Origin of the sequence: Halobacteriovorax sp. DA5, from assembly GCF_002903145.1 — a bacterium.
Taxonomy (GTDB): domain Bacteria; phylum Bdellovibrionota; class Bacteriovoracia; order Bacteriovoracales; family Bacteriovoracaceae; genus Halobacteriovorax_A.
The window spans coordinates 1-24,370 of sequence record NZ_PPDJ01000015.1; the positions used below are offsets into that span (position 1 = coordinate 1).

The 24,370-nt window shown below is 36.6% G+C and carries 38 protein-coding genes; all 38 read left to right on the forward strand.

The genetic code is table 11. The features are described 5' to 3' along the window. Positions 1-196: 196 nt before the first annotated feature. Complete coding sequence (gene rpsJ / locus C0Z22_RS15315) at positions 197-505, forward strand: 30S ribosomal protein S10 (protein WP_021265868.1); 309 nt, start codon at positions 197-199, stop codon at positions 503-505. 72 nt (positions 506-577) lie between these two features. Then, positions 578-1,252 (forward strand): 50S ribosomal protein L3, encoded by a 675-nt coding sequence (gene rplC, locus C0Z22_RS15320; protein ID WP_021265983.1) that lies wholly within the window; start codon positions 578-580, stop codon positions 1,250-1,252. A gap of 22 nt (positions 1,253-1,274) precedes the next feature. After that, positions 1,275-1,892: a 50S ribosomal protein L4 gene (rplD, locus tag C0Z22_RS15325; RefSeq protein ID WP_103219249.1), complete on the forward strand. Its 618-nt coding sequence runs from the start codon at positions 1,275-1,277 to the stop codon at positions 1,890-1,892. A gap of 3 nt (positions 1,893-1,895) precedes the next feature. Continuing rightward, the gene (gene rplW, locus C0Z22_RS15330) at positions 1,896-2,186 is read left to right on the forward strand and encodes a 50S ribosomal protein L23 (RefSeq protein ID WP_103219250.1); all 291 of its coding nucleotides are present in this window, start codon (positions 1,896-1,898) and stop codon (positions 2,184-2,186) included. A gap of 19 nt (positions 2,187-2,205) precedes the next feature. Further along, complete coding sequence (gene rplB / locus C0Z22_RS15335; RefSeq protein WP_103219251.1) at positions 2,206-3,030, forward strand: 50S ribosomal protein L2; 825 nt, start codon at positions 2,206-2,208, stop codon at positions 3,028-3,030. A gap of 12 nt (positions 3,031-3,042) precedes the next feature. Next, positions 3,043-3,327, forward strand: coding sequence for a 30S ribosomal protein S19 (gene rpsS / locus C0Z22_RS15340; protein ID WP_021266332.1), 285 nt, complete (start codon positions 3,043-3,045; stop codon positions 3,325-3,327). A gap of 30 nt (positions 3,328-3,357) precedes the next feature. Continuing rightward, complete coding sequence (rplV, locus tag C0Z22_RS15345; protein ID WP_103219252.1) at positions 3,358-3,693, forward strand: 50S ribosomal protein L22; 336 nt, start codon at positions 3,358-3,360, stop codon at positions 3,691-3,693. Positions 3,694-3,701: 8 nt separating this feature from the next. Then, positions 3,702-4,331 carry a 30S ribosomal protein S3 gene (gene rpsC / locus C0Z22_RS15350; RefSeq protein WP_021265986.1) on the forward strand — a complete coding sequence of 210 codons (630 nt, stop codon included), beginning with the start codon at positions 3,702-3,704 and terminating at the stop codon, positions 4,329-4,331. Between the two features lie 39 nt (positions 4,332-4,370). Continuing rightward, entirely contained in the window at positions 4,371-4,790 is a 420-nt protein-coding gene (rplP, locus tag C0Z22_RS15355) for a 50S ribosomal protein L16 (protein WP_021266311.1), read from the forward strand. Positions 4,791-4,807: 17 nt separating this feature from the next. Continuing rightward, positions 4,808-5,005 (forward strand): 50S ribosomal protein L29, encoded by a 198-nt coding sequence (gene rpmC / locus C0Z22_RS15360; protein WP_103219253.1) that lies wholly within the window; start codon positions 4,808-4,810, stop codon positions 5,003-5,005. 2 nt (positions 5,006-5,007) lie between these two features. After that, positions 5,008-5,256, forward strand: coding sequence for a 30S ribosomal protein S17 (rpsQ, locus tag C0Z22_RS15365; protein WP_021266428.1), 249 nt, complete (start codon positions 5,008-5,010; stop codon positions 5,254-5,256). Positions 5,257-5,286: 30 nt separating this feature from the next. Next, on the forward strand, positions 5,287-5,655 hold the full coding sequence (gene rplN, locus C0Z22_RS15370; RefSeq protein ID WP_103219254.1) for a 50S ribosomal protein L14: 369 nt from the start codon (positions 5,287-5,289) through the stop codon (positions 5,653-5,655). 21 nt (positions 5,656-5,676) lie between these two features. Continuing rightward, positions 5,677-5,988 (forward strand): 50S ribosomal protein L24, encoded by a 312-nt coding sequence (rplX, locus tag C0Z22_RS15375; RefSeq protein WP_103219255.1) that lies wholly within the window; start codon positions 5,677-5,679, stop codon positions 5,986-5,988. Positions 5,989-6,002: 14 nt separating this feature from the next. Next, on the forward strand, positions 6,003-6,542 hold the full coding sequence (gene rplE / locus C0Z22_RS15380) for a 50S ribosomal protein L5 (RefSeq protein WP_103219256.1): 540 nt from the start codon (positions 6,003-6,005) through the stop codon (positions 6,540-6,542). A gap of 14 nt (positions 6,543-6,556) precedes the next feature. After that, entirely contained in the window at positions 6,557-6,862 is a 306-nt protein-coding gene (gene rpsN / locus C0Z22_RS15385; RefSeq protein WP_103219257.1) for a 30S ribosomal protein S14, read from the forward strand. 22 nt (positions 6,863-6,884) lie between these two features. Next, entirely contained in the window at positions 6,885-7,265 is a 381-nt protein-coding gene (gene rpsH, locus C0Z22_RS15390) for a 30S ribosomal protein S8 (RefSeq protein WP_040313878.1), read from the forward strand. A gap of 13 nt (positions 7,266-7,278) precedes the next feature. Continuing rightward, positions 7,279-7,815 carry a 50S ribosomal protein L6 gene (gene rplF / locus C0Z22_RS15395; protein WP_103219258.1) on the forward strand — a complete coding sequence of 179 codons (537 nt, stop codon included), beginning with the start codon at positions 7,279-7,281 and terminating at the stop codon, positions 7,813-7,815. Positions 7,816-7,869: 54 nt separating this feature from the next. After that, on the forward strand, positions 7,870-8,247 hold the full coding sequence (gene rplR, locus C0Z22_RS15400; protein WP_146037929.1) for a 50S ribosomal protein L18: 378 nt from the start codon (positions 7,870-7,872) through the stop codon (positions 8,245-8,247). A 111-nt stretch (positions 8,248-8,358) separates the two neighbouring features. Continuing rightward, a complete protein-coding gene (rpsE, locus tag C0Z22_RS15405) occupies positions 8,359-8,847 on the forward strand; it encodes a 30S ribosomal protein S5 (protein WP_233189739.1) in 489 nt (162 codons plus the stop codon). A gap of 11 nt (positions 8,848-8,858) precedes the next feature. Beyond that, positions 8,859-9,041 carry a 50S ribosomal protein L30 gene (gene rpmD / locus C0Z22_RS15410; protein WP_103219260.1) on the forward strand — a complete coding sequence of 61 codons (183 nt, stop codon included), beginning with the start codon at positions 8,859-8,861 and terminating at the stop codon, positions 9,039-9,041. Between the two features lie 27 nt (positions 9,042-9,068). Then, complete coding sequence (gene rplO, locus C0Z22_RS15415; protein ID WP_103219261.1) at positions 9,069-9,524, forward strand: 50S ribosomal protein L15; 456 nt, start codon at positions 9,069-9,071, stop codon at positions 9,522-9,524. 16 nt (positions 9,525-9,540) lie between these two features. Beyond that, positions 9,541-10,854 (forward strand): preprotein translocase subunit SecY, encoded by a 1,314-nt coding sequence (gene secY, locus C0Z22_RS15420; RefSeq protein ID WP_103219262.1) that lies wholly within the window; start codon positions 9,541-9,543, stop codon positions 10,852-10,854. Positions 10,855-10,857: 3 nt separating this feature from the next. After that, positions 10,858-11,493: an adenylate kinase gene (locus C0Z22_RS15425; protein WP_103219263.1), complete on the forward strand. Its 636-nt coding sequence runs from the start codon at positions 10,858-10,860 to the stop codon at positions 11,491-11,493. Between the two features lie 75 nt (positions 11,494-11,568). Continuing rightward, positions 11,569-11,793 (forward strand): translation initiation factor IF-1, encoded by a 225-nt coding sequence (infA, locus tag C0Z22_RS15430; RefSeq protein WP_021266177.1) that lies wholly within the window; start codon positions 11,569-11,571, stop codon positions 11,791-11,793. Between the two features lie 21 nt (positions 11,794-11,814). After that, on the forward strand, positions 11,815-11,928 hold the full coding sequence (rpmJ, locus tag C0Z22_RS15435) for a 50S ribosomal protein L36 (protein ID WP_021266475.1): 114 nt from the start codon (positions 11,815-11,817) through the stop codon (positions 11,926-11,928). A gap of 21 nt (positions 11,929-11,949) precedes the next feature. Continuing rightward, on the forward strand, positions 11,950-12,333 hold the full coding sequence (gene rpsM, locus C0Z22_RS15440) for a 30S ribosomal protein S13 (RefSeq protein WP_103219264.1): 384 nt from the start codon (positions 11,950-11,952) through the stop codon (positions 12,331-12,333). A 16-nt stretch (positions 12,334-12,349) separates the two neighbouring features. Continuing rightward, positions 12,350-12,736, forward strand: coding sequence for a 30S ribosomal protein S11 (gene rpsK / locus C0Z22_RS15445; protein WP_021266246.1), 387 nt, complete (start codon positions 12,350-12,352; stop codon positions 12,734-12,736). Positions 12,737-12,765: 29 nt separating this feature from the next. Further along, positions 12,766-13,776 (forward strand): DNA-directed RNA polymerase subunit alpha, encoded by a 1,011-nt coding sequence (locus tag C0Z22_RS15450; protein ID WP_103219265.1) that lies wholly within the window; start codon positions 12,766-12,768, stop codon positions 13,774-13,776. Positions 13,777-13,802: 26 nt separating this feature from the next. Further along, positions 13,803-14,159, forward strand: coding sequence for a 50S ribosomal protein L17 (gene rplQ / locus C0Z22_RS15455; protein WP_021266273.1), 357 nt, complete (start codon positions 13,803-13,805; stop codon positions 14,157-14,159). 81 nt (positions 14,160-14,240) lie between these two features. Next, the gene (locus C0Z22_RS15460) at positions 14,241-14,798 is read left to right on the forward strand and encodes a redoxin family protein (protein ID WP_103219266.1); all 558 of its coding nucleotides are present in this window, start codon (positions 14,241-14,243) and stop codon (positions 14,796-14,798) included. A gap of 138 nt (positions 14,799-14,936) precedes the next feature. Beyond that, positions 14,937-16,508, forward strand: a complete 1,572-nt coding sequence (locus tag C0Z22_RS15465; protein ID WP_103219267.1) for a sigma-54-dependent Fis family transcriptional regulator — start codon at positions 14,937-14,939, stop codon at positions 16,506-16,508. A 198-nt stretch (positions 16,509-16,706) separates the two neighbouring features. Further along, the gene (locus tag C0Z22_RS15470) at positions 16,707-18,281 is read left to right on the forward strand and encodes an acyl-CoA carboxylase subunit beta (RefSeq protein ID WP_103219268.1); all 1,575 of its coding nucleotides are present in this window, start codon (positions 16,707-16,709) and stop codon (positions 18,279-18,281) included. Beyond that, positions 18,278-19,729, forward strand: a complete 1,452-nt coding sequence (locus tag C0Z22_RS15475; RefSeq protein ID WP_103219269.1) for an acetyl/propionyl/methylcrotonyl-CoA carboxylase subunit alpha — start codon at positions 18,278-18,280, stop codon at positions 19,727-19,729. Before C0Z22_RS15470 ends, C0Z22_RS15475 begins: the two co-directional genes overlap by 4 nt. Before the next feature lies 1 nt (position 19,730). Next, the gene (locus tag C0Z22_RS15480; RefSeq protein ID WP_199177580.1) at positions 19,731-20,237 is read left to right on the forward strand and encodes an acetyl-CoA carboxylase biotin carboxyl carrier protein subunit; all 507 of its coding nucleotides are present in this window, start codon (positions 19,731-19,733) and stop codon (positions 20,235-20,237) included. A 21-nt stretch (positions 20,238-20,258) separates the two neighbouring features. Continuing rightward, positions 20,259-21,251, forward strand: a complete 993-nt coding sequence (gene hflK, locus C0Z22_RS15485; RefSeq protein WP_103219270.1) for an FtsH protease activity modulator HflK — start codon at positions 20,259-20,261, stop codon at positions 21,249-21,251. Beyond that, a complete protein-coding gene (gene hflC / locus C0Z22_RS15490; protein WP_103219271.1) occupies positions 21,248-22,189 on the forward strand; it encodes a protease modulator HflC in 942 nt (313 codons plus the stop codon). Before hflK ends, hflC begins: the two co-directional genes overlap by 4 nt. 3 nt (positions 22,190-22,192) lie before the next feature. Then, on the forward strand, positions 22,193-22,816 hold the full coding sequence (locus C0Z22_RS15495; RefSeq protein WP_103219272.1) for an L-threonylcarbamoyladenylate synthase: 624 nt from the start codon (positions 22,193-22,195) through the stop codon (positions 22,814-22,816). 108 nt (positions 22,817-22,924) lie between these two features. Continuing rightward, the gene (locus C0Z22_RS15500) at positions 22,925-24,364 is read left to right on the forward strand and encodes a hypothetical protein (protein WP_103219273.1); all 1,440 of its coding nucleotides are present in this window, start codon (positions 22,925-22,927) and stop codon (positions 24,362-24,364) included. Positions 24,365-24,370 lie beyond the last annotated feature (6 nt).

The following is a 24,370-nucleotide window of genomic DNA, read 5'->3' on the forward strand; positions in this document are numbered from 1 at the left end:
GCTGGTACAGTATCTGAAATTCTAGACTAATTTTTAGTTAAATATTGGGGTGATTTTTAAATCACCCCTTTTTTATGCTCAATATTTTGAATTGACGCGTAAAAAATATATGGCCTAGCGTAAAAATAATTTGACAATAGGCCCAAAAAAACAGTAAAAGTCAGGTTCAACTTTTAAAATTGATAATAGGATGAGTATGAAAGCTTCTAAGTTAAGAATTAAATTACGCGCATATGATCACAAGCTTCTAGATAGCTCAGTTGATGAGATCGTACAAACAGCTAAAGAGACAGGCGCAAGAGTAGCGGGTCCAATCCCATTACCAACAGAAATTAACAAGTTTACAGTTCTTAGAGGACCTCACAAAGATAAAAAATCTCGTGAGCAATTCGAAATGAGAACGCACAAGAGACTAATTGATATCGTTGATCCAACTCAACAAACTGTTGATAGCCTAATGAAGTTAGATCTATCAGCTGGTGTTGACGTAGAGATCAAGTACTAGTATAAACGAAAAAAATTTTTATTATTAACCATGCATGCATCTCTTGGAGAAGAGTGATGCTGTGGAGGCAAAATGACAGAAGAAACTCAAGCAGTTGAGACTACTGCTACTGTATCGCTTAATACTATCTATGGTGTTAAAGCTGGTATGACAAGAATCTTTGATGAAGCTGGGAATCACGTTCCAGTTACAGTTATCAAGTTAATTCCTAACAAAGTTACACAAGTTAAAACTTTAGACAAAGATGGTTACGAGGCTTACCAAGTAGGTTACTACGAAAAAAGAGAAAAGCTTGTAAACAAGCCAACTCAAGGTCACCTTAAAGCTGCTAATGTTGAAAATAACTTTGTAAAATTTGCAGAAGTTAGAACAGAAGGCGTAGATGCTGCTAACTTAGGTAAAGATCTATCTCTAGAGTCATTTGAAGCTTCTACATATGTTGATGTAACAGGTACATCAAAAGGTAAAGGGTTCCAAGGTCAAATGAAGCGTCACAACTTCAAAGGTGGACCTGCTACTCACGGTTCTAAGTTTCACAGACGTGGTGGTTCGATCGGTAACAGAGCGACTCCTGGTAAGGTTTGGAAGAACAAAAGAATGCCTGGTCACATGGGTTGTGACACAAAAACAATCCAAAACATCAAGGTTGTTGAAGTTAATCAAGATAAAGGATACATGCTACTTAAGGGATCAGTACCTGGTTCTAAAAATGGTTTTGTAAGAATTGCAAAAGCACTTAAGAAGTAATTGTAGGCTGAGGTAAGAAGTTATGAGTGATGTAACAGTATTAAATTCGAAATTTGAAAATGCAGGAACACTTACTGCTCCAGTAAGCTTAACTGCTGAAGATATTAATGTAGCGGCTGTTCACCAGGTTGTTAAAGCTACTCTAGCGGGAAGAAGACAAGGTAATGCTTGTGTTAAAGGTCGTTCAGATGTTAGCGGTGGTGGTGCAAAACCATTCAAGCAAAAAGGTACAGGTAGAGCTAGACAAGGTTCAATTAGATCGTCTCTTATGGTAGGCGGTGGAACTGTTCACGGTCCAAGCCCAAGAAGCTATGTTCAAAAAGTTAACAAGAAAATGGCAAAGGTTGCAATTCAATCTGTACTTGCTGACAAACTCCAAGCTGGAAAGTTGACAGTAGTAGATACAATTGAATCAACTGGTAAAACTAAAGAAATGTACACTCTATTAAATGGTAAGGGTTTACTTCCTGCTTTAGTAGTAACTGCTGATAAAAACTCACCAGCTCTTAGAGCAGTGAAGAACTTACAGTGGGGTAAAGGGATGGCCGTAGAAGGTTTCTCTGTATACGAAGCAGTAAAATTTGAAAACCTAGTTATCGAAAAGAGTGCATTAGAAACCCTATTAAATAAGTTGGTGTAGATTATGGCGACGTTAGAAAATGTATTAAAGAAACCACTTATCACTGAAAAGACTTCTGTTGCTACAGACAGCCAGAACCGTTTTGGTTTTGTAGTTGATCTTAAAGCAAACAAGCATCAAATCAAGAATGCTGTTGAAGCTCTATATGATGTGAAAGTTTTAAATGTAAAGACAAACATCACTCCAGGTAAAGTTAAAAGAGCTGGTAAAGGTGTAAAAAAGACTAGTAAATTCAAGAAGGCTTTCGTTCAATTAGCGGAAGGTCAAAAGATTGAATTTTTTAAAGGTGTTTAACTAGTTAGCTGAGGAAATTATGGGTATTAAAAGATTTAAACCAACAACTCCTTCACTAAGAAAGATGCAAGTCGTAAATAGTGATGAGTTAACAAAAGGTGTAAAGCCAGTTAAAGGCCTTACAGCTGTTAAGAAAAATTTTGCAGGTAGAAATAACTCTGGACGTATCACTGTTAGACACAGAGGTGGTGGAGTTAAGAGAAGATACAGAATTATTGATTTCAAAAGAAATAAAACAGATATCCCTGCAACTGTTCAAGCGATCTCTTACGATCCGAACAGAACTTGTAATATTGCACTTATCGCTTACTTAGACGGTGAAAAAAGCTACATCCTAGCTCCACTTGGTCTAAAAGTTGGTGATAAGGTAATCGCTTCTGCAGATGCAGATATTAAAGTAGGAAATGCTAAGAAGCTTAAGGACATTCCAGTTGGTACTCTTGTACACAACGTAGAAATGTACCCAGGAGCTGGTGGTCAGCTAGCACGTTCTGCTGGTTCTTACGTTCAAATTATGGCTAAAGAAGGTCGTTTTGCTCTTCTTAGAATGCCATCAGGTGAGCTTAGAAAAGTTGAAGTTGATTGTGTAGCAACAATCGGTCAAGTTGGTAATCTTGATCATGAAAAACGTAACATTGGTAAAGCTGGACGTAAGAGAAAGCTTGGTTTCAGACCAACTGTACGTGGTGTTGCTATGAACCCAGTTGATCACCCACACGGTGGTGGTGAAGGTAGAACTTCAGGTGGACGTCATCCAGTATCACCATGGGGAACACCAACTAAGGGTTACAAGACTAGAACTAATAAGAGAACTGATAAGTTCATCGTTAAGAGAAGAAAGTAGTAGGAGATTAATATGGCCCGTTCATTAAAAAAAGGTCCATTTGTTGATATTAGCTTAATGAAAAAAGCTCTACAAATGCAAGAAGAAGGTAACAAAGGTAACAAAGTGATCAAGACTTGGTCTAGAAGATCAACTATTGTTCCTGAGTTCATCGGACTTACTTTTGCCGTTCACAACGGAAAAAAATTCATACCGGTTTATGTAACAGATAACATGATTGGACATAAATTAGGTGAATTTGCACTAACTAGAACATACTTCGGTCACGGTGCAGATAAGAAAGCTAAGAAGAGATAGTAAAGTTAGAGTTGAATAAGGAGAGGTCAGATGGCCATTACAGTTAGAAACAGTAGAGTTGGTATCGCACCAAGAAAAGTAAGACAGGTTTGCGATCTAATTAGAAAGAAGAAAGCTTCTGAAGCGCTAAAAATCTTACGCTTCCAAGAGAAGAAAGAAATTGCACTTGTTTTAACAAAATTAATTAATAGTGGATTAGCTATCGCAGCTGATTCTGAGAAGTATGATCTAGATAACCTAGTTATCGGTACAATTAAAGCGGACGAAGGTCCAACTTTAAAGCGTATTCAGCCAAGAGCTCAAGGTCGTGCGTTCAGAATTAGAAAAAGAACTAGTCACATAACAGTTGAACTAAAAGAAGCATAGGATAAATTATGGGACAAAAAGTACATCCATACGGTTTTAGATTAGGTTATATTAAGTCATGGCATTCAAACTGGTTTGCTAACGATAGAGAATACGGTGAAACACTTCACGAAGATCTAGCGATTAGAAACTACATTGAAAAAAACATGAAAAATGCTTCTGTAGCTAATATCGAATTATCAAGAACTTCAAACCAGGTTAAAGTAACTGTTTATACAGCTAAGCCAGGTGTTGCTATTGGTAAAAAAGGTGCAGGAATTGAGAAAATTAGAAACGACCTTAAGAAACTTACTAAAGGTACACTAATCTTCAATATTGCAGAAGTTAAGAGACCAGATGCGGAAGCTAAGTTAATCGCGGAAAACATTGCAGGTCAGCTTGAAAAACGTGTAGCTTTCAGAAGAGCAATGAAGAAAGTTATGCAGTCAGCATTCAGAGCTGGTGTAAAAGGTATCCGTGTTAGAACAGCAGGACGTCTTGGCGGAGCTGAGATGGCAAGAGCTGAAGGTTATACAGAAAGAAAAGTTCCACTACATACTCTTAGAGCAGACATTGATTACAATACTGCTGAAGCTCACACTACATACGGTGTTATCGGTGTAAAAGTTTGGGTTTACAAAGGTGAGATCTATAAGTAGTAGGAAATTCGTTAGTGAATTTATTTTATTGAGGTAAATATGTTAAGTCCAAAGAAAGTAAAGTGGCGTAAGCAGCAGAAAGGAAGAATGAAGGGTAAGGCGAACCGTGGAAATACTATCACGTTCGGTGAATTTGCTATACAAGCCCTATCATGTGGGTATATAACTAACCGTCAAATTGAAGCTGCCCGTATTGCAATGACAAGAAAGATCAAAAGAGGTGGTAACGTTTGGATCAAGATCTTCCCAGATAAGGTCCTTACTAAGAAGCCAGCTGAAGTTCGTATGGGGAAAGGTAAAGGTTCTCCAGATTCTTGGGTTGCAGTTGTAAAACCAGGAAGAGTAATGTTTGAAATCAAGCACATCGATCCTGAGCTAAGTAAACAAGCACTTAAGCTTGCAATGTATAAACTACCTGTAAAGACTAGAATTATTTCTAGAGAGCAGCAGGAACTTTAAATCGTTAAGAGGAAGTTATGCAAAAGTTAGAATACAAAGATATAAGCGGTTTAAGCGGTAAAGAAATTGATGCAAAAGTAGCTGAAATGAGAAGAGCGATTTTTGATATCAACATGTCTAAAACGACAAGTGGTATCGAAAAACCTCATGAGCTAAAACTTGCAAAAAAGAATATTGCTAAATTATTAACAGCAAAAAATGCTAAAGGTGAGTAACCATGAGTACAAATACGTTTAAGAGAAAGCTAGATGGTGTAGTTGTTTCTGTAAAGAATGAAAATACAGTTGTTGTGAATGTTGCTAGACGTTTCAAGCACCCTGTTTACAGCAAATTCGTTACAAAAACTAAAAAGTACCACGCTCATAACGTAAGTTTAGAAGCGAATCTAGGTGACAATGTAACAATTATTGAAAGTAAACCTTATTCAAAACTCAAAAAGTGGGAACTGTTAAAGGTAAATAAGTAGGGCTTAATAAGCCTATTTTAGGAGTTAGTAATGATCCAAATGCAAACTAAGTTAGAAGTTGCTGATAACTCTGGAGCTAAAGAAGTAAAGTGTATCAAGGTTCTTGGTGGTTCAAAAAGAATGAACGCAAATCTTGGTGACATTATTGTTGTAGCAGTTCAGCAAGCACTACCAGGTGGAAAAATTAAAAAGGGTGATGTTAAGAAAGCGGTTATCGTTAGAACTAAGTACCCAATTAGAAGAGAAGACGGTTCATACATCAGATTTGATAAGAACAGCGTTGTAATACTAAATAATAACAATGAACCAGTAGGGACACGTATTTTTGGTCCTGTTGCGAGAGAGTTAAGAAACAAGAGCTTTACGAAGATCTGTTCTTTAGCGCCAGAAGTTCTTTAATCAAGGTTCAGTGAGGAAGTTATGCAAAAGCTAAAAGTTAATGATAATGTTGTAGTTTTAACAGGTAAAGACAGAGGCAAAACTGGTGAAGTTAAGAAAATCAACTTCAAGACCAAAGTTGTTTATGTTGGTGGTGTTAATCTAGTAAAGAAAGCAATTAAACCAACTCAAGAGAACCCAGCTGGTGGTATCGTAGACATTGAAGCACCACTTCACATCTCAAATGTTGCTGTAGTTAGCCCAAAAACAAATAAGGCTACTAGAGTAAAAATTGAAGAAAAAGATGGTAAGAAGGTTAGAGTCGCTGTGTCTTGTGGATCAGTACTGAGTTAAGGATAGAGGCAAAAATGAGCAGATTCAGAAAACTATATAATGACGAAATTAAAAATAAAATGACTGAGAAGTTTGGTTATAAGAATGTTAACCAAATTCCTAAGCTAGAAAAGATAGTAGTTAACTGTTGTACAAGAGACGCAGTAACTAACTCTAAAGTTGTTCAGTCGATTGTTAACGATCTTGGTACTATTACTGGTCAAAAGCCAGTTGTAGCTAAGGCTAGAAAATCAGTTGCTGGTTTCAAAATCAGAGAAGGTATGGCCTTAGGTGCAAACGTTACTCTTCGTGGTGATAGAATGTACGAATTCCTTGATAGACTTGTTAACATCACTCTTCCAAGAGTTCGTGACTTTAGAGGTGTTTCTTCTAAAGGTTTTGATGGAAAAGGTAACTACACTTTAGGTTTAAAAGAGCAGATTATTTTCCCAGAAATTTCTTACGATCAAATTGATAAAGTAAGAGGTCTAGGAATCTCAATCGTAACTACTGCTGGAAACAACGAAGAAGGTAGAGAGCTTCTAAACCTTTTTGGTATGCCTTTTAACAAGTAATTGAGGATAATGTAATGGCTAGAAAAGCGAAAATTGAAAGTAACAAAAAAAGAGCTAAGCTTGCTGAAAAATACGGTACTTTAAGAAAAGAACTTAAAGCTGCTATTATCAATGAAAATCTTTCTGACGAAGAAAGATTCGAAGCGATGATCAAGCTACAGAAACTACCAAGAAATTCAGCTGCAATTAGAGTAAGAAATAGATGTGAATTAACTGGTCGTCCACGTGCTTTCTATAGAAAGTTCAAACTATCAAGAATTCAATTTAGAGAGTTAGCACTTAGAGGAATGATCCCTGGTGTAACTAAGTCAAGCTGGTAATGGTTGAGGAGACGAAATTATGATGACTGATCCTATTGCAGATATGTTAACAAGAATTAGAAATGCAATTAATGCTGGACACGATAGAGTGGAATTTCCAGCTTCGAAAATGAAAGCAGGTGTTTGTAAAGTTATGAAAGACGAAGGTTATATTCGTTCATTCAAAATTATTGCAAAGAGCCAATCAGATATTAGAATCAAAGTATTACTTAAAGACGACGCTATCGTAGGTCTTGAGAGAGTTTCTAAACCAGGTCTTAGACAGTATCGTGGTTACAAGGACATCTCTAGAGTTATTAGTGGTCTAGGTACTTCAATCCTATCAACTTCTAAAGGAATTATTTCTGATAGAGAAGCGAGAGCGACTAAAGTTGGTGGTGAAGTAATCTGTAATATTTGGTAGTAGGGAGCGAGTAATGTCACGTGTAGGAAAAAACCCGGTAGTAGTTCCTGAGAAAGTTCAGGTTACAATAAATGGTACAAATGTATCAGTTAAAGGACCTAAAGGTGAGCTAGAGTACACTTTTAATGATAGAGTGACTTTTGCACAAGAAGGTAATGAAATTAAAGTAACTCCTGTTGATGAGTCTAAAAAGTCTCGTGCAATGTGGGGTACAGCAAGACAAATCGTTTTCAACATGGTAACTGGTGTTACTGATGGATTTGTTAGAAAGCTAGAATTCAACGGTGTTGGTTATAAGGCAGCTGTTAGTGGTGATACATTAACTCTTAACCTTGGATACTCACATCCAATTGAATATGTTCTTCCAGAAGGTGTAGCAGCGAAAGTTGCTGGTAAAGAAATCGAACTAACTGGTAGTAACAAAGAACTAGTTGGATTTGCTGCTGCAAAGATCCGTTCATTCAGACCACCAGAGCCATATAAAGGTAAAGGTGTTAAATACGCTGAAGAAACAATCGTAAGAAAAGCTGGTAAATCTGGCGGTAAGTAATAAAAAGTAGCCTGAGAATGGCCCGCAGTGAGGGCCTAGGGTGAGGAGTTTAAAATGATTAGAAAGCCTTATGGTAAAGCTGGTAAAGCAAGTACAGCTAGAAAAATTAGAAGAAAACTTGCTATCCGTAAGAAAGTAAACGGAACATCTGAGAGACCACGTCTATCAGTTAACCGTACAAACAAGCACATCACAGTTCAAGTAATTGACGATGTTGCTAACAAGACACTTTTCAGTGTTCAAACTTATGGTAAAAATGCTGTTGAAGGAAAAAGCAATATTGCTGGTGCAACGCTTGTTGGTGCAAAACTTGCTGAAAACCTAAAGTCTAACAATATTTCAACTGCTGTATTCGACAGAAACGGACTTAGATACCACGGTGTAATCAAGGCTGTTGTTGAAGCTGCTAGAGAAAATGGAATTCAAATTTAGGAGTAAGTCATGACTGAAGAAAATAAAAGCGTTGAAAAAACAGTAAAAGCAGAACCAAAGAAAAGACAAGCTTCTAAAAAAGCTCCAGCGAAAAAGCGTCAAGCTAGCTCAATGGACGTTGAACTTGAAGAAAGAGTTGTTGCTGTAAATAGAGTTGCAAAGGTTATGAAGGGTGGTAGAAGATTTTCTTTCAGTGCTCTAATGATCGTTGGTGATAAAAATGGTCGCGTAGGTTACGGTCTTGGTAAAGCTAAGGAAGTTCCTGAAGCAATCAGAAAAGCTACTCAAGCTGCACAAAAAAGCATGATTTCAGTACCAGTAGATGCAGGAACTATTCCTCACTCAGTACTAGGTGAATTTGATGCTGGTAAGATTCTATTCAAACCTGCTGCAGAAGGTACAGGGGTTAAGGCTGCTGGTGCATGTCGTTCAATCCTTGAACTTGCTGGTGTTAAAGACGTTCTAACGAAGTCTTTAAGAGGTAACAACCCACATAATATCGTTAAGGCAACTTTTGACGCTCTTAAGCAATTAAGATCTGTAGAAGAAGTAGCTAAGGCACGTGGTAAAGAAGCTAAAGGCTTAAGAATTAAAGGTTAATTGAGGTTGATATGACAGCGAAAACAATTACAGTAACATTAAAGAAAAGTACTATTAAATGTACTGAAAAGCAGAAAGCTACAGTAAGAGGCCTAGGTCTAAGAAAAACTGGAACTTCAAGAACTTTAGAAAACACTTCTGCTGTTAGAGGAATGATCAAGAAGGTAATTCACCTTTTAGACATTCAAGAATAAGCGGTATTAGTTGATTAAGAGGTAAATATGTTAACTTTAAATAACTTAAAAAGTCCAAAAGGTGCACATAAAAACATTAAGAGAATTGGTCGTGGACAAGGTTCAGGTCAAGGTACTCAAGCTGGTAAAGGGCACAAGGGTCAAAAGGCTCGTGCTGGTGGCGGTGTAAGAACTGGTTTCGAAGGTGGAGCAATGCCACTTTACATGCGTCTACCAAAAAGAGGTTTCTCTAACGCACCATTTAAAACTGAGTATGCTGAGGTATCTCTTGCTACATTAGAAGCTAAATTTGATGGCGGAGACGTTACAAAAGAAGCTCTAATTGAGAAAGGTATCCTTAAGGGTGCAGATAAAAGACGTCCAGTGAAAATTCTTGCTAACGGAGAGCTTTCAAAATCGTTAAATTTTGTTAATATTGAAAAGTTTTCTAAAGGTGCTCAAGAAGCAATCGAGAAAGCTGGCGGAAAAATAGCAACAAAATAGATAAAAGGATCGTCTGATGTCAAACGCTCAAGGAAAACTTGAAGAGCTTAAGAAAAAAGTCTTTTTTACTTTTTTATTATTAGTAGTATATAGATTGGTTGCGCAAATTCCTGTACCAGGAGTTGATGCGCAGGCGATCTCTTCTTATTTTGCGGAAGCTGGTGGGGGAAGTCTTTTTGACCTTATCAACACTTTTAGTGGTGGTGCCTTCAAGCGTTTCTCAGTTTTAGCACTGGGGATTATGCCGTATATTACTACTTCAATCATCTTTTCTCTTTTAGGTGAGGTTATACCTCAAATCCAAGAGCTACAAGAAGACTCAGAAGGTAACAAAAAAATTCAAAAGTGGACTAGGTATGCAACAGTAATTCTCTGTTGCATACAAGGTTACTCAATGGCTGCTGTGTTTGAGACATTTGTTTCTCCTGGTGGTGCTAGAGTTATCCCTGAACCAGGTATGCTTTTCAGAATTGTTACAATGATCACTCTGGCTGCAGGAACAATGTTCTTACTTTGGCTTGGTGAGCGTATTACAGAATTTGGTTTAGAAAATGGTGTTTCTCTTATTATCTTCGCAGGTATTGCAGTTGAGCTACCTTCTGAAGTTATTCAAAAGATTACACTATTTAGAAACGGTGAAATGGGTGGACTTGAACTACTTACTTTCGTGGCCGTAATTGTCGTTGCATTCTTTGTTGTTGCATTCATCGAAAGGGCTTTCAGAGCCGTTCCGGTTCAATATGCTAAGCGTGTTGTTAATAATAGAGTGTATGGTGGAAATCAGACACTTCCGATGAGAGTTGATACAGGTGGAGTTATGCCTCCGATCTTAGCTTCTTCTCTGCTAGCAGCGCCTGCAACTTTTGCTACTTTTATCCCTGCAGACAGTGTGTTCAAACCATACTTTGATACAATACAACAAAGTTTGGCACCAGGGCAAATTTTATTTAATATTCTTTTTGCAACTCTGATTGTGTATATGACTTATTTCTATGCACCAATCCAATTCAAAACGAAGAAGATTTCAGAAATGTTACAAAAGAATAATGCTTTTATCCCAGGTATTAGACCAGGTGATAAAACAAAAGAATATTTAGACACGTTATTAAATCGTTTATCATTTTTTGGCGCTCTATTCTTAATCGTTGTTTGTATTGTTCCTTCACTAATCACAGGGGCTCAGACAAGATTTGGTGGTACATCAATGCTAATCTTAGTATCTGTATCTGTTAGAGTTATGATGAATGTTCAATCGTTTATGTTTGCTGATAAGTATGAGATGTCATACAAATCTAAAGGTAAATATAACGGTAACAATAGAAGGTTCTAATCCATGGCACCACAACTAATTTTAATTGGAGCTCCTGGATCAGGAAAAGGTACTCAAGCTAAGAATATAGTTTCAGAGCTTGGGTACACACATGTTTCTACTGGCGATTTATTAAGAGCAGAAGTTGCTAAAGAGTCTGACCTTGGTCGTAAAATTAAAGCGGTCATGGATTCAGGTGAATTAGTAAGTGATGAATTAGTATTAGATCTTCTAAAGGCTAATTGTGCTGTTGAGAAATCAACATATATTTTTGATGGTTATCCAAGAAACCTTGTTCAAGCAAAGGATTTAGATAGTGCCCTACTTGGTGGAGTACAGTCTAAAGCAATTTACTTTGACATTGCACTAGATACTTTAGTGGAGAGAATTGTTAATAGACGTGTAGCTCCTGTTAGTGGTGAGATTTACAATCTAAAAACAAAGCCACCAAAAGTTGAAGGTAAGTGTGATGTTTCTGGAGAGGACCTTGTGCATCGTAAAGATGATAACGAGGATACAGTAAGGACTAGAATGAAGGTTTTTACTGACAATATCGAGCCAGTTCTTGAGTACTATGAGTCTCAGGGACGCCTTGTTAGAGTAGACGCTACAAAAGGGCTTGATGAGATTTTTGAAGAAATTAAAAAAATTGTTAAATAATTTATTATATAAGTAATTCGTCTTGCAATATGGCCCTGAGTCATATATAAGCAATTACTTTAGGTTTTGTATTATATGAGTAATCAGGAAACGATTGAAGTTGAAGGTGAAGTTACTGAACTTCTTCCTAACACTAAATTTAAGGTTAAATTACCGAATGGACATTCTGTTATTGCCCACATTAGTGGAAAGATGAGAATGCACTTTATAAAGATTTTACCTGGAGATAAGGTACTTGTTGAGATTAGCAAGTATGACTTAACGAAGGGCCGAATTACATATAGAAGTAAAAAACGCTAGTGTAGAATTTACGAGGTTGTTATGAAAGTTAGAGCATCTGTAAAGCCGATGTGCAAAGATTGTAAAGTTATTAAAAGAAGAGGCGTACTTAGAGTTGTATGTAAGCAACCTAAGCACAAACAAAGACAAGGTTAATCATAGGAAAGGAGTGTAGCTATGGCGAGAATTCTTGGTGTTGATATTCCTAGAAATAAGGTAATGAAAATTGCCCTTCAGTCAATTTACGGTGTAGGACCGAAAGTGGCTCAGGAAGTATTAGAAAAAACAAACATCGATTCAAACAAAAATTCAAACGAACTAACTGAAGAAGAAGCAAACGAAATCAGACTTCTTCTTGAAAGTGAGTACACTGTAGAAGGTGACTTACGTAGAGAAGTTGGTCTTAACATTAAACGACTAAAAGACTTAGGTTGTTACAGAGGGATCAGACATAGAAAAGGTCTTCCTGTAAGAGGTCAAAGAACTTCTACAAATGCTCGTACTCGTAAGGGGCCAGCTGTTGCAATCGCAGGTAAGAAGTCTATTAAGTCAATGAAGTAATTGTTAGGAGTTAATGATGGTTAAGAAAACAGCTTCAAAGAAAAAAGTTAAAAAGAATATTTCGAGAGGTATTGCGCACATTCAATGCTCTTTCAATAATACAATCGTTACGTTCACAGATATGAACGGTAACGCTATTTCATGGGCTTCTGCTGGTCAATTAGGATTCAGAGGGTCTAAGAAATCGACTCCATTCGCAGCACAGATGGCTTCTATGGAAGCAGCTAAAAAGGCTATGGAGCACGGACTATCTACTGTTGAAGTAAGAGTTAAGGGTCCGGGTGCAGGTAGAGAAAATGCTGTTAGAGCATTTATCGCTGCAGGCCTTAAAATCACTTCTGTTGCTGACAGGTCACCAATTCCACACAATGGATGTCGTGCACCGAAAAGAAGAAGAGTATAATTTTATAGATTTATATTAAGGAGTTGTCTGTGGACACATTTACAGCAAAAAATTGGACAGGAATGATAAGACCAGTAGCTTTGGAAATGGATAACGATAAGCTAACTAATACTTATGGTAAGTTCGTTGCTAAGCCACTAGAAAGAGGTTATGGACAAACTCTTGGAAACTCTTTACGTCGTGTACTACTTTCTTCACTTCAGGGTGCAGCTATTGTTGCAATCAGAATTGATGGTGTTGAGCATGAGTTTGGTACAATCAACAACGTAAAAGAAGAAGTTTCTGAGATTATTCTTAACCTTAAAGAAGTTCACTTTAAGATTAAAGATAAAGAGCAGGTAACTCTTACTCTTGAGAAATCGGTAGAGGGTATCGTTACTGCTGGTGACATTTCTGAGTCTGCAAATGTTGAAATTTTAAATCCAGAGCACGCAATCTGTAACCTTTCAACTGGTGGATCTATTAAGATGGAACTACTTGTTGCAAGAGGGAAAGGATACGTAACAGCTCTAGATAATAAAGAATCTTTTGATCTTCCAATCGGTTGGATTTATCTTGATTCTCTTTTCTCACCAGTTGCACGTGTTAACTATACAGTTACAAACTCACGTGTTGGTAAGAGAACAGATTTTGATAAGCTTACTCTAGAAGTTTGGACTAACGCAGGTGTTGAACCTTCGGATGCAGTAGCTTATTCAGCGAAGATCCTAAGAGACCAACTTGCTGTATTCCTAAGCTTCGAAGATGAAGAAGAAATCACAAGAATGGAAACTAAGCCTAAGAAGCAACAAAATACTGCTAATGCAGCTCTATTAAAGCCAGTTTCTGAGCTTGAGCTGTCTGTAAGATCTGCAAACTGCTTGCAGAACGCAGATATTAAGTATATCTATGAGCTAGTTTCTAAGACTGAAGGTGAGATGCTAAGAACTAAGAACTTTGGGCGTAAGTCACTAAATGAGATTAAAGAAGTACTTTCTCAAATGGGACTAGGTCTAGGTATGAAAGTTGATAGCATCATGCAAGATCTAAAAGAAGAATAAAAGTTGTTATAAGTTGAGGTAGAGATATGAGACATCAAAAACATAAGTATAAACTAGGTGTAAGTCCTTCACACAGAGTTGCAATGGTTAAAAACCTTGCTTCTGAAGTTATCGACCACGGTATGATTAAAACTACTCTTACAAGAGCTAAAGCAATCAAGCCAGTAGTTGAGAAATTAGTAACTCTTTCAAAAAATGATACTGTTGCTAACAGAAGACTTGCATTCAAAAAACTTAATGATAAGAATGCTGTAAACAAGCTATTTACTGAGCTTGGGCCAAAATTCAAAGAGAGAAATGGTGGTTACACTAGAATCATGAGACTTTCTGAGAATAGAGTTGGAGATAACTCTAAAATGGCATACATCGCATTTGTTGATTAATTTTTAATTCGAATGAGATAGATAGACCCATCATATTAACGTATGATGGGTTTTTTTATTTAAAACTTTTTTCTAAAATCTATGACTACATCTTCTAAAGTTTCTATTATTTTTATTATTGTTGCTATCACACTGGGATATTCTATTTACCATAAAGGTAAGATTGATTCTTATGTAGATAAGAGTCGAGACTATATTCTTAAGTCACTTCCAAGTGTAAAACTGGATAATTTTGCTGATAATTCTGAGGTTGAGCTACAGGATTTAGCACGTAATTCAAATGGTTTAGTAGTTCATTTTTGGGGAACTTGGTGTGCTCCTTGCGAGGCTGAATTTCCTGAATTTGTAGATTTTGCACGCAAATTAGAAGAAAAAAATGTAAAAGTTGTTTTCATGGCCGTTAAAGATGACGATATGAAAATTAAAAAATTTCTTAAAAGATTCAATGACTTACCGTCTAATTCAATAGTTATTCATGATCAAGCAGGAATTTCTATGAGTAAATTAGGTGTTGTTAAGGTACCGGAGACTTTCGTCTTCGATTCAAAACTTGAGCACAGAATTATGTTTAAAGGTCCACAAGATTGGAAAATGGATTCATATTTTGTTCGTGTTCTTAGTTACTTAGGCGTGAAGTAAATTAATAATATTTCTTTAAATTCGTCTATTTTTTTATCATTCATAGTTAAGTTTTATTAAATTCTGCCGAAAAGTTTTACAGACTTTGCTTTGGCCAATCGTTTTTTGTGCCAAAGAATTAAACATCGGAGAATAAAAATGATCAACTGGAATGAACTAAAAGGACTTCATGTTATTTCTAAGCTCGAAGAAGTAATTCATAAGTGGTTTGGTGTAGAGGTTTTCTATGCTGATACTCATTTTAAGATTAGAAGTTCGCATACAGATAAGGACTATAACTTTAAGAATCTTTTCTTTGAGACGCAAATGTCCCTTCCACATGGTTATGATTTTGTTACTGCTGATGTTGAAAGATTTAGTGATGAATTAAGTCAGTCTGGTGAAGTTGTCATGATCTTTGACTCTTATTTTCCAGGTGTAAAGATGATGGGAACAAAAATTGAAATTGAAGGTGAGTATCATGGTACGGTTTTCGCTTTCCCATTTCTAAAAAGTACATTCACTGAAACTGAAGAAAAAGAGCTTGTGGCAGCACTAATTGAGCATGGTGCATCTCCAGAGGCAGCACAAGAATGTGTTAATGAAACAAGAAGATTATTCCCGAGAGAAATTGAATATTTAAAAGAATTAGTTGAGCTAGTCGCTGGTGAAATTTCTACATTTCACTATGAGATTTCTAAGCGTGAAGAAAGAATTCATATGCTTAACTCAGAGCTTGGTGAAAAGTTTCGCTACCATAATATGATTGGTAAATCGAAACAAATGCAGAAGATTTATTCACTATTAGAGAGAATCTCAACAAGTGAATCATCTGTTCTTATTCAAGGTGAAAATGGTACAGGTAAGGAACTCGTTGCTAAAGCCGTACACTTTGCTTCTCCTCGTAAGGATGCTCAGTTCTTAGCTGTTAACTGTTCTGCATTCAACGAAAACCTTCTAGATTCAGAATTATTTGGTCACGTAAAAGGATCATTTACAGGTGCTCATAAAGAAAAATCAGGTCTTTTCGAATTAGCAAATGGTGGAACACTATTTCTTGATGAAATTGGGGATACTTCACTGTCTATGCAGGTAAAGTTACTTCGAGTTCTTCAAGAAGGAACGTACCTGCCTGTTGGTGCTGATTCACCTAGAAGAACTGATGTTCGTATTATTGCAGCAACAAACAAAGATCTTAAAACAATGATGGCCAAAGGTGAGTTCAGAGAAGACCTTTATTATAGAATTAACGTTCTTAACGTAAACCTTCCTCCATTAAGGGATAGGAAAGAAGATATCCCAGTACTAATGGAGCACTTTCTTAAGAAGAAGTGTGATGAGTCGGGAATGCCGATGAAGTCATACTCTAAGAAGTGTATGGAGAAGATGCTAGATTACCCATGGCCAGGTAACGTACGTCAGCTTGAAAATGAAGTTGAAAGATTAGTTGTACTTGCTGGAGACGAAAAATCGATTACTCCAGATAATCTAAGTCCACAACTTCTTGATCATGGTGCTGCTCCTGTTGAGTCAACTAGAGGTGTAAACACTGCAGGTAAGCTAAAAGATGCTCTTCAAGAATTAGAAATTATTATGATTCGTGAAGGACTTAAGAGATGTAATTTTAATAAGTCTAAGCTTGCAAAAGAGCTTGGGATGTCTAGGGCCAGCCTTATTATGAAAGTTGATAAGTATGGGCTAGATAAGCGTGCGAAAGCAGGTAATGAATAGATAAAACACATCAAAATAAAAAGATAGACACTTTTAGGCCCTCTCCGAGGGCCTTTTTATTTATATTTCTATAATTTCAATGATTTAACCCCTCGAAAATAACGCAATGTGATTGGGCAAATTGTCTTTTAAGGGTGTAATATGCTCGGATAATTTAATTACATAGAATCTCGAAAGAGAAATTGGTGGAGGGGATGTATGTCAACAACCAGCGAAAATATATTAGAGCAAAAAAGAGCTCTTTTAATCGACAGAAGAATGCAGGCCGAGCTTGGTGGTGGTGAAGCGAGAATCGCAAAGCAACACGAGCAAGGTAAGTATACTGCAAGAGAAAGAATTGAGAGACTTGTTGATCCGGGTACTTTCATTGAGTTTGATAAATTTGTTACACATCGTTGTGTAAACTTCGGAATGGAAAAGAAGAAGTTTTACGGAGATGGTGTAGTTACAGGTATTGCAGAGATTAACGGACAGAAGATTGCTGTTTATTCTCAAGACTTTACTTGTTGGGGTGGAGCACTTGGTGAAGCTCACGCAAGAAAGATCTGTAAGATCATGGACTTCGCTCTTGATAACAGAATTCCAGTTATTGGTATTCAAGATTCAGGTGGTGCTCGTATTCAAGAAGGTGTTGATGCACTTGGTGGATACGCGGAAATTTTCTACAGAAACGTAAAGGCTTCTGGTGTAATTCCTCAAATTTCATTAATCATGGGACCTTCAGCAGGTGGAGCTGTTTATTCTCCAGCTGTAACTGACTTTATCTTCATGGTTGATAAGTCATCTTATATGTTTGTTACAGGTCCAGATGTTATCAAGACTGTAACTCACGAAGAAGTAACAAAAGAAGACCTTGGTGGTGCAACAGCACACTCAGAAAAATCAGGTGTATGTCAGTTTAAGTGTAAAGACGAAGACGAGACATTTGAAAGAGTAAGAGAGCTAATGAGCTATATCCCTGCTTCTAATTTCAAGAAGCAAGCGCCTAAGTATACTTCAGATCCTGTTTATAGAGATAACTCTAAACTAAAAGAAGTAGTTCCAGGTAATCCTAAGAAGCCATATGATATGAAAGAAGTAATTCTTGATATTGTTGATGATGGACACTTCTTAGAAGTACATAAAGATTATGCAAGAAATATCATCGTTGGTTTCGCATCAATTGGTGGAATTAAAATTGGTATCGTAGCAAATCAACCAGAAGTACTAGCTGGTGTTCTAGATATCGATTCTTCATGTAAAGCAGCTCGTTTCATTAGATTCTGTGATGCTTTCGATATTCCAATTGTTTCACTTGTAGACGTTCCAGGTTTCTTACCAGGTACAGTACAAGAGTACGGTGGGATCATTAAGCACGGTTCTAAGCTTCTATATGCGTACGCAGAAGCGACTGTTCCATTAATCACTCTTATTACAAGAAAGTCTTACGGTGGAGCTTATGACGTTATGGCATCTAAGCACATTCGTTCAGACGTAAACCTTGCCTACCCAACTGGAGAAATTGCAGTTATGGGTGCTGAAGGTGCAGTAAATATTGTATTTAGAAAAGAACTTCAAGGTCTTGAAGGTGACGCTTTTGATCAGAAGAAAGCTGAGCTAGTTGCTAACTATGAGAATAACTTTGCTAACCCATACGTTGCAGCTGAAAGAGGATATATCGACGCAGTAATTCTTCCAGAAGAAACAAGAAAGCGTTTATATGAATATCTAGTTGTTCTAAAAGATAAGAACGTTGACCGTCCAAAACGTAAACACGGGAATATTCAATTATGATGATCAGACAGCCAAAGAACATGGAAAGAAGAGTATTAATTGCTAACCGTGGAGAGATTGCTTCACGTGTTGCAAAAGCTTGTCGTGAGCTTGGGCATACTGCAATTGGTATTTATACTGATAACGAACCTCAAGGAACTCACTTACAATTTTGTGACGAATGGGTTTACCTACAAGGTAAAACAAATGCTGAGACATACCTTAATGTTGAGAAGCTAGTTGCTCTTGCAAAGGAAGTTAATGCTGATGGTGTACACCCAGGTTATGGTTTCCTTTCTGAGAATAGAGATTTTGCAAATGCTCTTTCAGATGCAGGTATTACTTTTATTGGTCCACACGTTGAGGCCATCAGAGTTATGGGTGACAAGGCAACATCTAAGAAGCTAGCGAATGATGCTGGTGTTCCTACTGTTCCTGGTACAGATCACGCTGTTCCAACTGTTGATGAAGCAGTTGAAATTGCAAATAGAATTGGTTACCCAGTTCTTCTTAAAGCTGTTGCCGGTGGTGGTGGACGTGGTATGCGTGCCTGTAAAGACGAAACAGAAGTTCGTGCTCAATTTGAAGCTGTTGGACGTGAGTCGATGGCAGCTTTCAATAATGGGGATCTATTAGTTGAAAAACTAATTGTTAATCCTCGTCACATTGAAGTTCAGATTCTTGCAGATAAGAAAGGTAATACTTTCCACTTCTTTGAAAGAGAGTGTTCAGTTCAAAGAAGACACCAAAAAATTATTGAAGAAGCACCGTCTCCATTTATTGGAAATGATGAGCAGTTACGTCAAAGCGTTTGTGAAACAGCTGTAAAGCTTGCAAAAGCTGTCGATTATGATTCTGCTGGTACAGTTGAATTCATCATGGGTGAAGATAAGCAATTCTATTTCCTAGAAATGAATACTCGTATTCAGGTAGAGCACCCGATTACTGAGGAAATTACTGGAATGGATCTTATCGTATGTATGATCCAAGCAGCTTTTGGTGATGAGTTAGGTATTCCTTCTCAAGAATTTATTAGAAGATCAGGACATGCGATTGAGTGTCGTATTTGTGCTGAAGATCCAATTACAATGCTTCCTGCTCCAGGACTTGTAACAGGATTTGAAACAAACTTCCCACAAGGAACTCGTTTTGATCACTGTCTATATAAAGGGTTAGAAGTAACTCCAGACTTCGATCCAATGGTTGGAAAACTTGTTTGTAAGGGAATCGTTCGTGACGTTGCTGTTAGAAAAATGAATGCAGCACTTGATGGACTATTCATTGAAGGACTTAAAACAAATCTTCCTCTTCTAAAAGAAATTATGACTGAGAAGAACTTTGTTGATGGTCACTACTCAACAGCTTACATTGGTGAAGTAGCACCTCAGAATAACGTGAAGACAGACCTAGATCATATTAAGCTTTATACGATCATCGCTGGTTCTGAAGCACGTAGGATGGGTATCTAAGATGAGAACATATTTAATTAATGATAATGAAGAAGTAATTGTTGATTTAACAAGAACTAAAGTTCACGATCACAGCTTAGTTGAGTTTGATTTTTCTACATTAAAAGATGGAGAAAGAAGTCTTCATGAAACAATGTGGTTAAGAAAGCTTTGTGGCCAATACTTTATCTCAAAAGATAAGAAAACTTGGAAAAAGATCCCAAGACAGGATCTTCCATCAAGAGTTGTTAACGTTGATAAAGTTTACTCACTATTCAGAGGTTACAAGCCTTCTGGTTTAGGTGGAGCTGACGCTGGTGAACTTCTTACTAAAATGCCAGGTAAAGTTGTTAAGATCAATGTTGAAGTTGGTCAGACAGTTGCTGCTGGTGAAACACTAATCATTCTTGAGGCCATGAAAATGGAAAACGAAATTAAGAGTGGTATCGATGGTGTTGTTAAAGCAATTCACGTAAAGGAAGGGGACGCCTTAGAAGAAAACGTCCTCATGTTAGAAGTAGAAGCATAGGACGCAAGTCAAGGAGAGCAAATGTCTTTTAATAATGGACAAGCACCAAGAAATGACTTCGAAAAAATGAAACAAGATTTAGATAAGGGGCTCAAGTTACTTGGGCCCTTTTTTATATTCATTGTTTTAGTTATTTTCGGATACACATCTTTTTACACTGTCGAGCCTGATGAAGAGGCCGTCGTAATTCGTCTGGGTAAGTATATTAATACTAATACTCCAGGCCTTCATTTTAAGATTCCATTTGGGGTTGATGAAGTAATTAAGGTTAAAGTTAAAACTGTTCTTCAAGAAGAGTTTGGATTTAGAACAAAGAGTTCGAGATCACGACGTTCTTCTTATTCTGGTGATAACTTTGATCACGAGTCACTTATGCTTACAGGTGACTTGAATGTTGCCTCTGTTGAGTGGGCCGTTCAATACCAAGTCCGTGACCCTTTCAAGTTTATCTTTCAAACAAGTGAGCCAGTAAGAAATATCCGCGATATCTCAGAATCAATTATGAGACGAGTTGTTGGGGATAGATCAGTTACTGATGTCTTAACTGTTGGTAAAGTAGAAATTGAAGCTGATGCTAAGCTACTTATGCAAGAAGTAATTGATAAGTATGACATGGGTGTTTCAATCATCTCTGTAAAGCTTCAGGATGTTAATCCTCCACAAGTCGTTAAAGCTTCATTTAACGAAGTTAACGAAGCAAAGCAAGAACAAGAAAAGGCCATTAACGAAGCAGAAGGTGCTTATAACAAAGTTATTCCAGAGGCACGTGGTAAGGCGGAGAAAATGGTATCTGAAGCTGAAGGTTATGCAGCTGCTCTTGTAAACCGTGCAGAAGGGGATGTTGCAAAGTTTCAAGAAATCCTAAAAGAGTATCGTCGTGCCCCTAAGATTACAAAGAAGCGTCTTTATATTGAAGCAATGGAAGGGCTTTATAAGAAGTACGACAATCTTACAATTATTGATCCAAAGGTTAAGGGATTACTTCCTATTTATGACCAAGGAGCTAAGAAATGAATAAAGCATTAATTCTAATTGTTATTCTATTTATAGGTTTAGTTTTAGGAAAACAATCACTCTTTATCGTAAGTGAAGGAAGACAAGCAATTATCACTGAATTTGGTAAACCTGTTGGTAATCCAATTACTGATGCTGGCCTTCATTTTAAAAAGCCTTTCGTTCAAGATGTACGTTTCGTTGATAAGAGAATTCTTAGTTGGGATGGTTTTCCAAATCAAATCCCTACAAAGGATAAGAAATTTATTAAAGTAGATACAACTGCGAGATTTAAAATAATTGATGCACTTAAGTTTATTCAGACAGTTCGAAATACTGAAGGTGCTAAAAAGAGAATCGATACAATTTTAGACTCTTCGACGAGAAATGTGATTTCATCTCACGATCTTGTTGAAGCCGTACGTAATTCAAATGCAATTATTGAAAAGTTAAATGCTACTAAAGTAGATGTTAACGAAATTGAAGAAGAAATAACTGGTGACATTGAAGATGTAAGCGTTGGTAGAGAAAAATTATCTCAATTAATCGTAAGCAAAGCCGATGGAGAGTTAGAACAATTTGGTATTCAATTAATTGATGTACAATTAAGACGTATTTCATACGAGAAATCAGTTGAGCGTAAAGTTTACGAAAGAATGATCTCTGAACGTCAAAGAATTGCACAGAAGATCAGATCAATTGGTGAAGGTGAAAAGGCCAAGATTGAAGGACGTTTGGTAAAAGATTTACAAACAATTCAATCAGAAGGTTATAAGAAGTCTCAATTGATTAAGGGCCGTGCTGAAGCAAAGGCTTCTGCAGTATATGCTAAGACATTTTCTCAGGACCCAAGCTTTTTTGAGTTCGTACGTTCTCTAGAAGCATATAAAACATCGATTAAAGGTAAAACTAAGTTTATAATCTCTAACGATAATGAATTCTTAAAATACTTGAGGTAAGCATTGATTGAATATGTAATTGCAGAAAATCCAGATGATCGTGTATTACAAAAAGTTTCACAAGCTCTTAATAATGGAGAGCTTGTGTGCTTACCGACTGATACTAGTTGGGTTGTAATTGCTTCTCCCTTTAGCAAGAAGGGGATTGAGAGAATCTACAAGTATAAGAATGCTCCAAAGCTAAAGGCTTTCTCTCTTCTATGTGATTCGATTTCAATGGCCTCTGATGTTGCTAATATTGATGATGGTGTATTTCGCTATATAAAGAGAATTATCCCAGGTCACTATACATTTATTTTTAATGCCAATAAGAAGATTACTAAGGCAGTGGCCGCAAATAAAACTGATCATGAAGTGGGAATTCGATTTGTACCTTCGACATTGATTAGTCGCTTACTAGAAATCCATGGTGAACCGGTCTTATCAAGTAATATTGATTTAGATAAATTTACTCCGGCCCTATCTTCCTATGGTGAACTCTATTCTTATATGATTGAAGAGTCGCTTGCAGGTGTTGTTACTTTGATTGTCGATCCAGGTGAACACGAGTTTGTAGGCTCATCAACTATTGTTGACTTCACTAATGGTGAAGCCGATGTCATTAGGCAAGGCGCTGGGATTCTGTAGTAATTCCAGTTGTTTAGGCTATGAATTCTAATGTTTATTAAATAGACAAGGTACTGAATTTTTTCAACTTTCAGTATCTTGGCATCTTTTTCTTCTATATTCAGTTCTATGTTAAAGAAGAAATTAATCCTTTTATCACTTACGCCATTTCTGGTAATTGCTAATAGCTTTATTGAAGTTAAAGTTCATGACCTTAATGTTTCTAAGCAGGATGATATATTTGGTCGAATGGGCTACATGGAATATGAAAGTGCAATAATCTCACGTGACACCCTTTCTTTTAATATTTCTGATCGAGATAAGAATAAATCAAGTGCTGAAGTTTATTTTAAGAATAATCAATTGAAGCTTGATAATGGTTCGATGACTGCTCAATTTGATATGAGTGGAAATACTTTTTTAAATACCCTCGATAAATTAAAAATGAATAATTCTGAAACTGCCATTAATGCTACTTACTTTAATATAAATGGTTCAAGTTTCTTTATGGATAGAGAAGGTTTAGAGCTCGAGGCAAATAACTTTTTTGTTTTCTGTACAACGAATGATCCAGATTATGATATGGCAAGTGGAGATGGAATTGTTAAGGGTTGTATGACCGAGCTTAATATTACTCCTAAATCGTACAAAGAGCCTGTTAACTTTGCTTTAAAAAAGAAATTACAAGATGGTGCTATATTTACAGCAAGAGGAGACATTGGAACAATGCAGTTACAAGCTGCGAGATTCTTACAAATTGCTTCACCTTTACTTGTTATGGACTATAAACAATATGATGTTCAGGCAAAATCTGTAGATCTCAAGTGTGAGAAGGATGAGGATCTGATTGAGATCGATTCGGACTCTCTTATGAGTGGTTGTGAAAATACTGCGGCCTTAAATGTTCCAAAGATCTTAGTTTCAAACTCTAAAGAGAAAACAAAATTTTATTTTGATATTGATACGTTAAATGTGAAAAATGAGAGGCTTAACTTTCATTCAGATATCTTTCAATTTATTGATTCTAAAAAATCAGTAACAGTTAAGGATCTGAACGTTAAATGCCAAAAGCTTATTCAATCTGACTTATTAGATATTCCTTCAATGATCAAAGAATGTTTAATTGATGGATCTATAGACATTGCTAAGTTAAAAACAAATGAAGATATTAAAACAATTACAGACCCTCGTGGACGTGTGATCTCAAGACAAACAGTTTCGAGTCGATATAAGAACTTGGAAATTGATTCTTATAGGCCACTAGAAAATCTAAGCTTAGATAAATCTAACCTTTCAGATATTTCAATTAAAATTACTAATGGTGTCGCTAAGGTTAAGGCCCATGCATATAAGAATGTTCTTCTTAAGAAGAATTTTGATGTTGATCTGACGGCAAGTGTTTCATTTAATGAAAAAGAATCTCAAATTATTATGGATGTAACAGATGTAGTTGTTCCGTTTGGCTTTATCAAGGTTAAATGGATCTGGTTAATTGAAAAAATTATTAAGAATGCTATTGTTGGAAGTAATGTTACTTTTGAAGATGGTAAGTTCTATATTTCGATCTAGGAGATT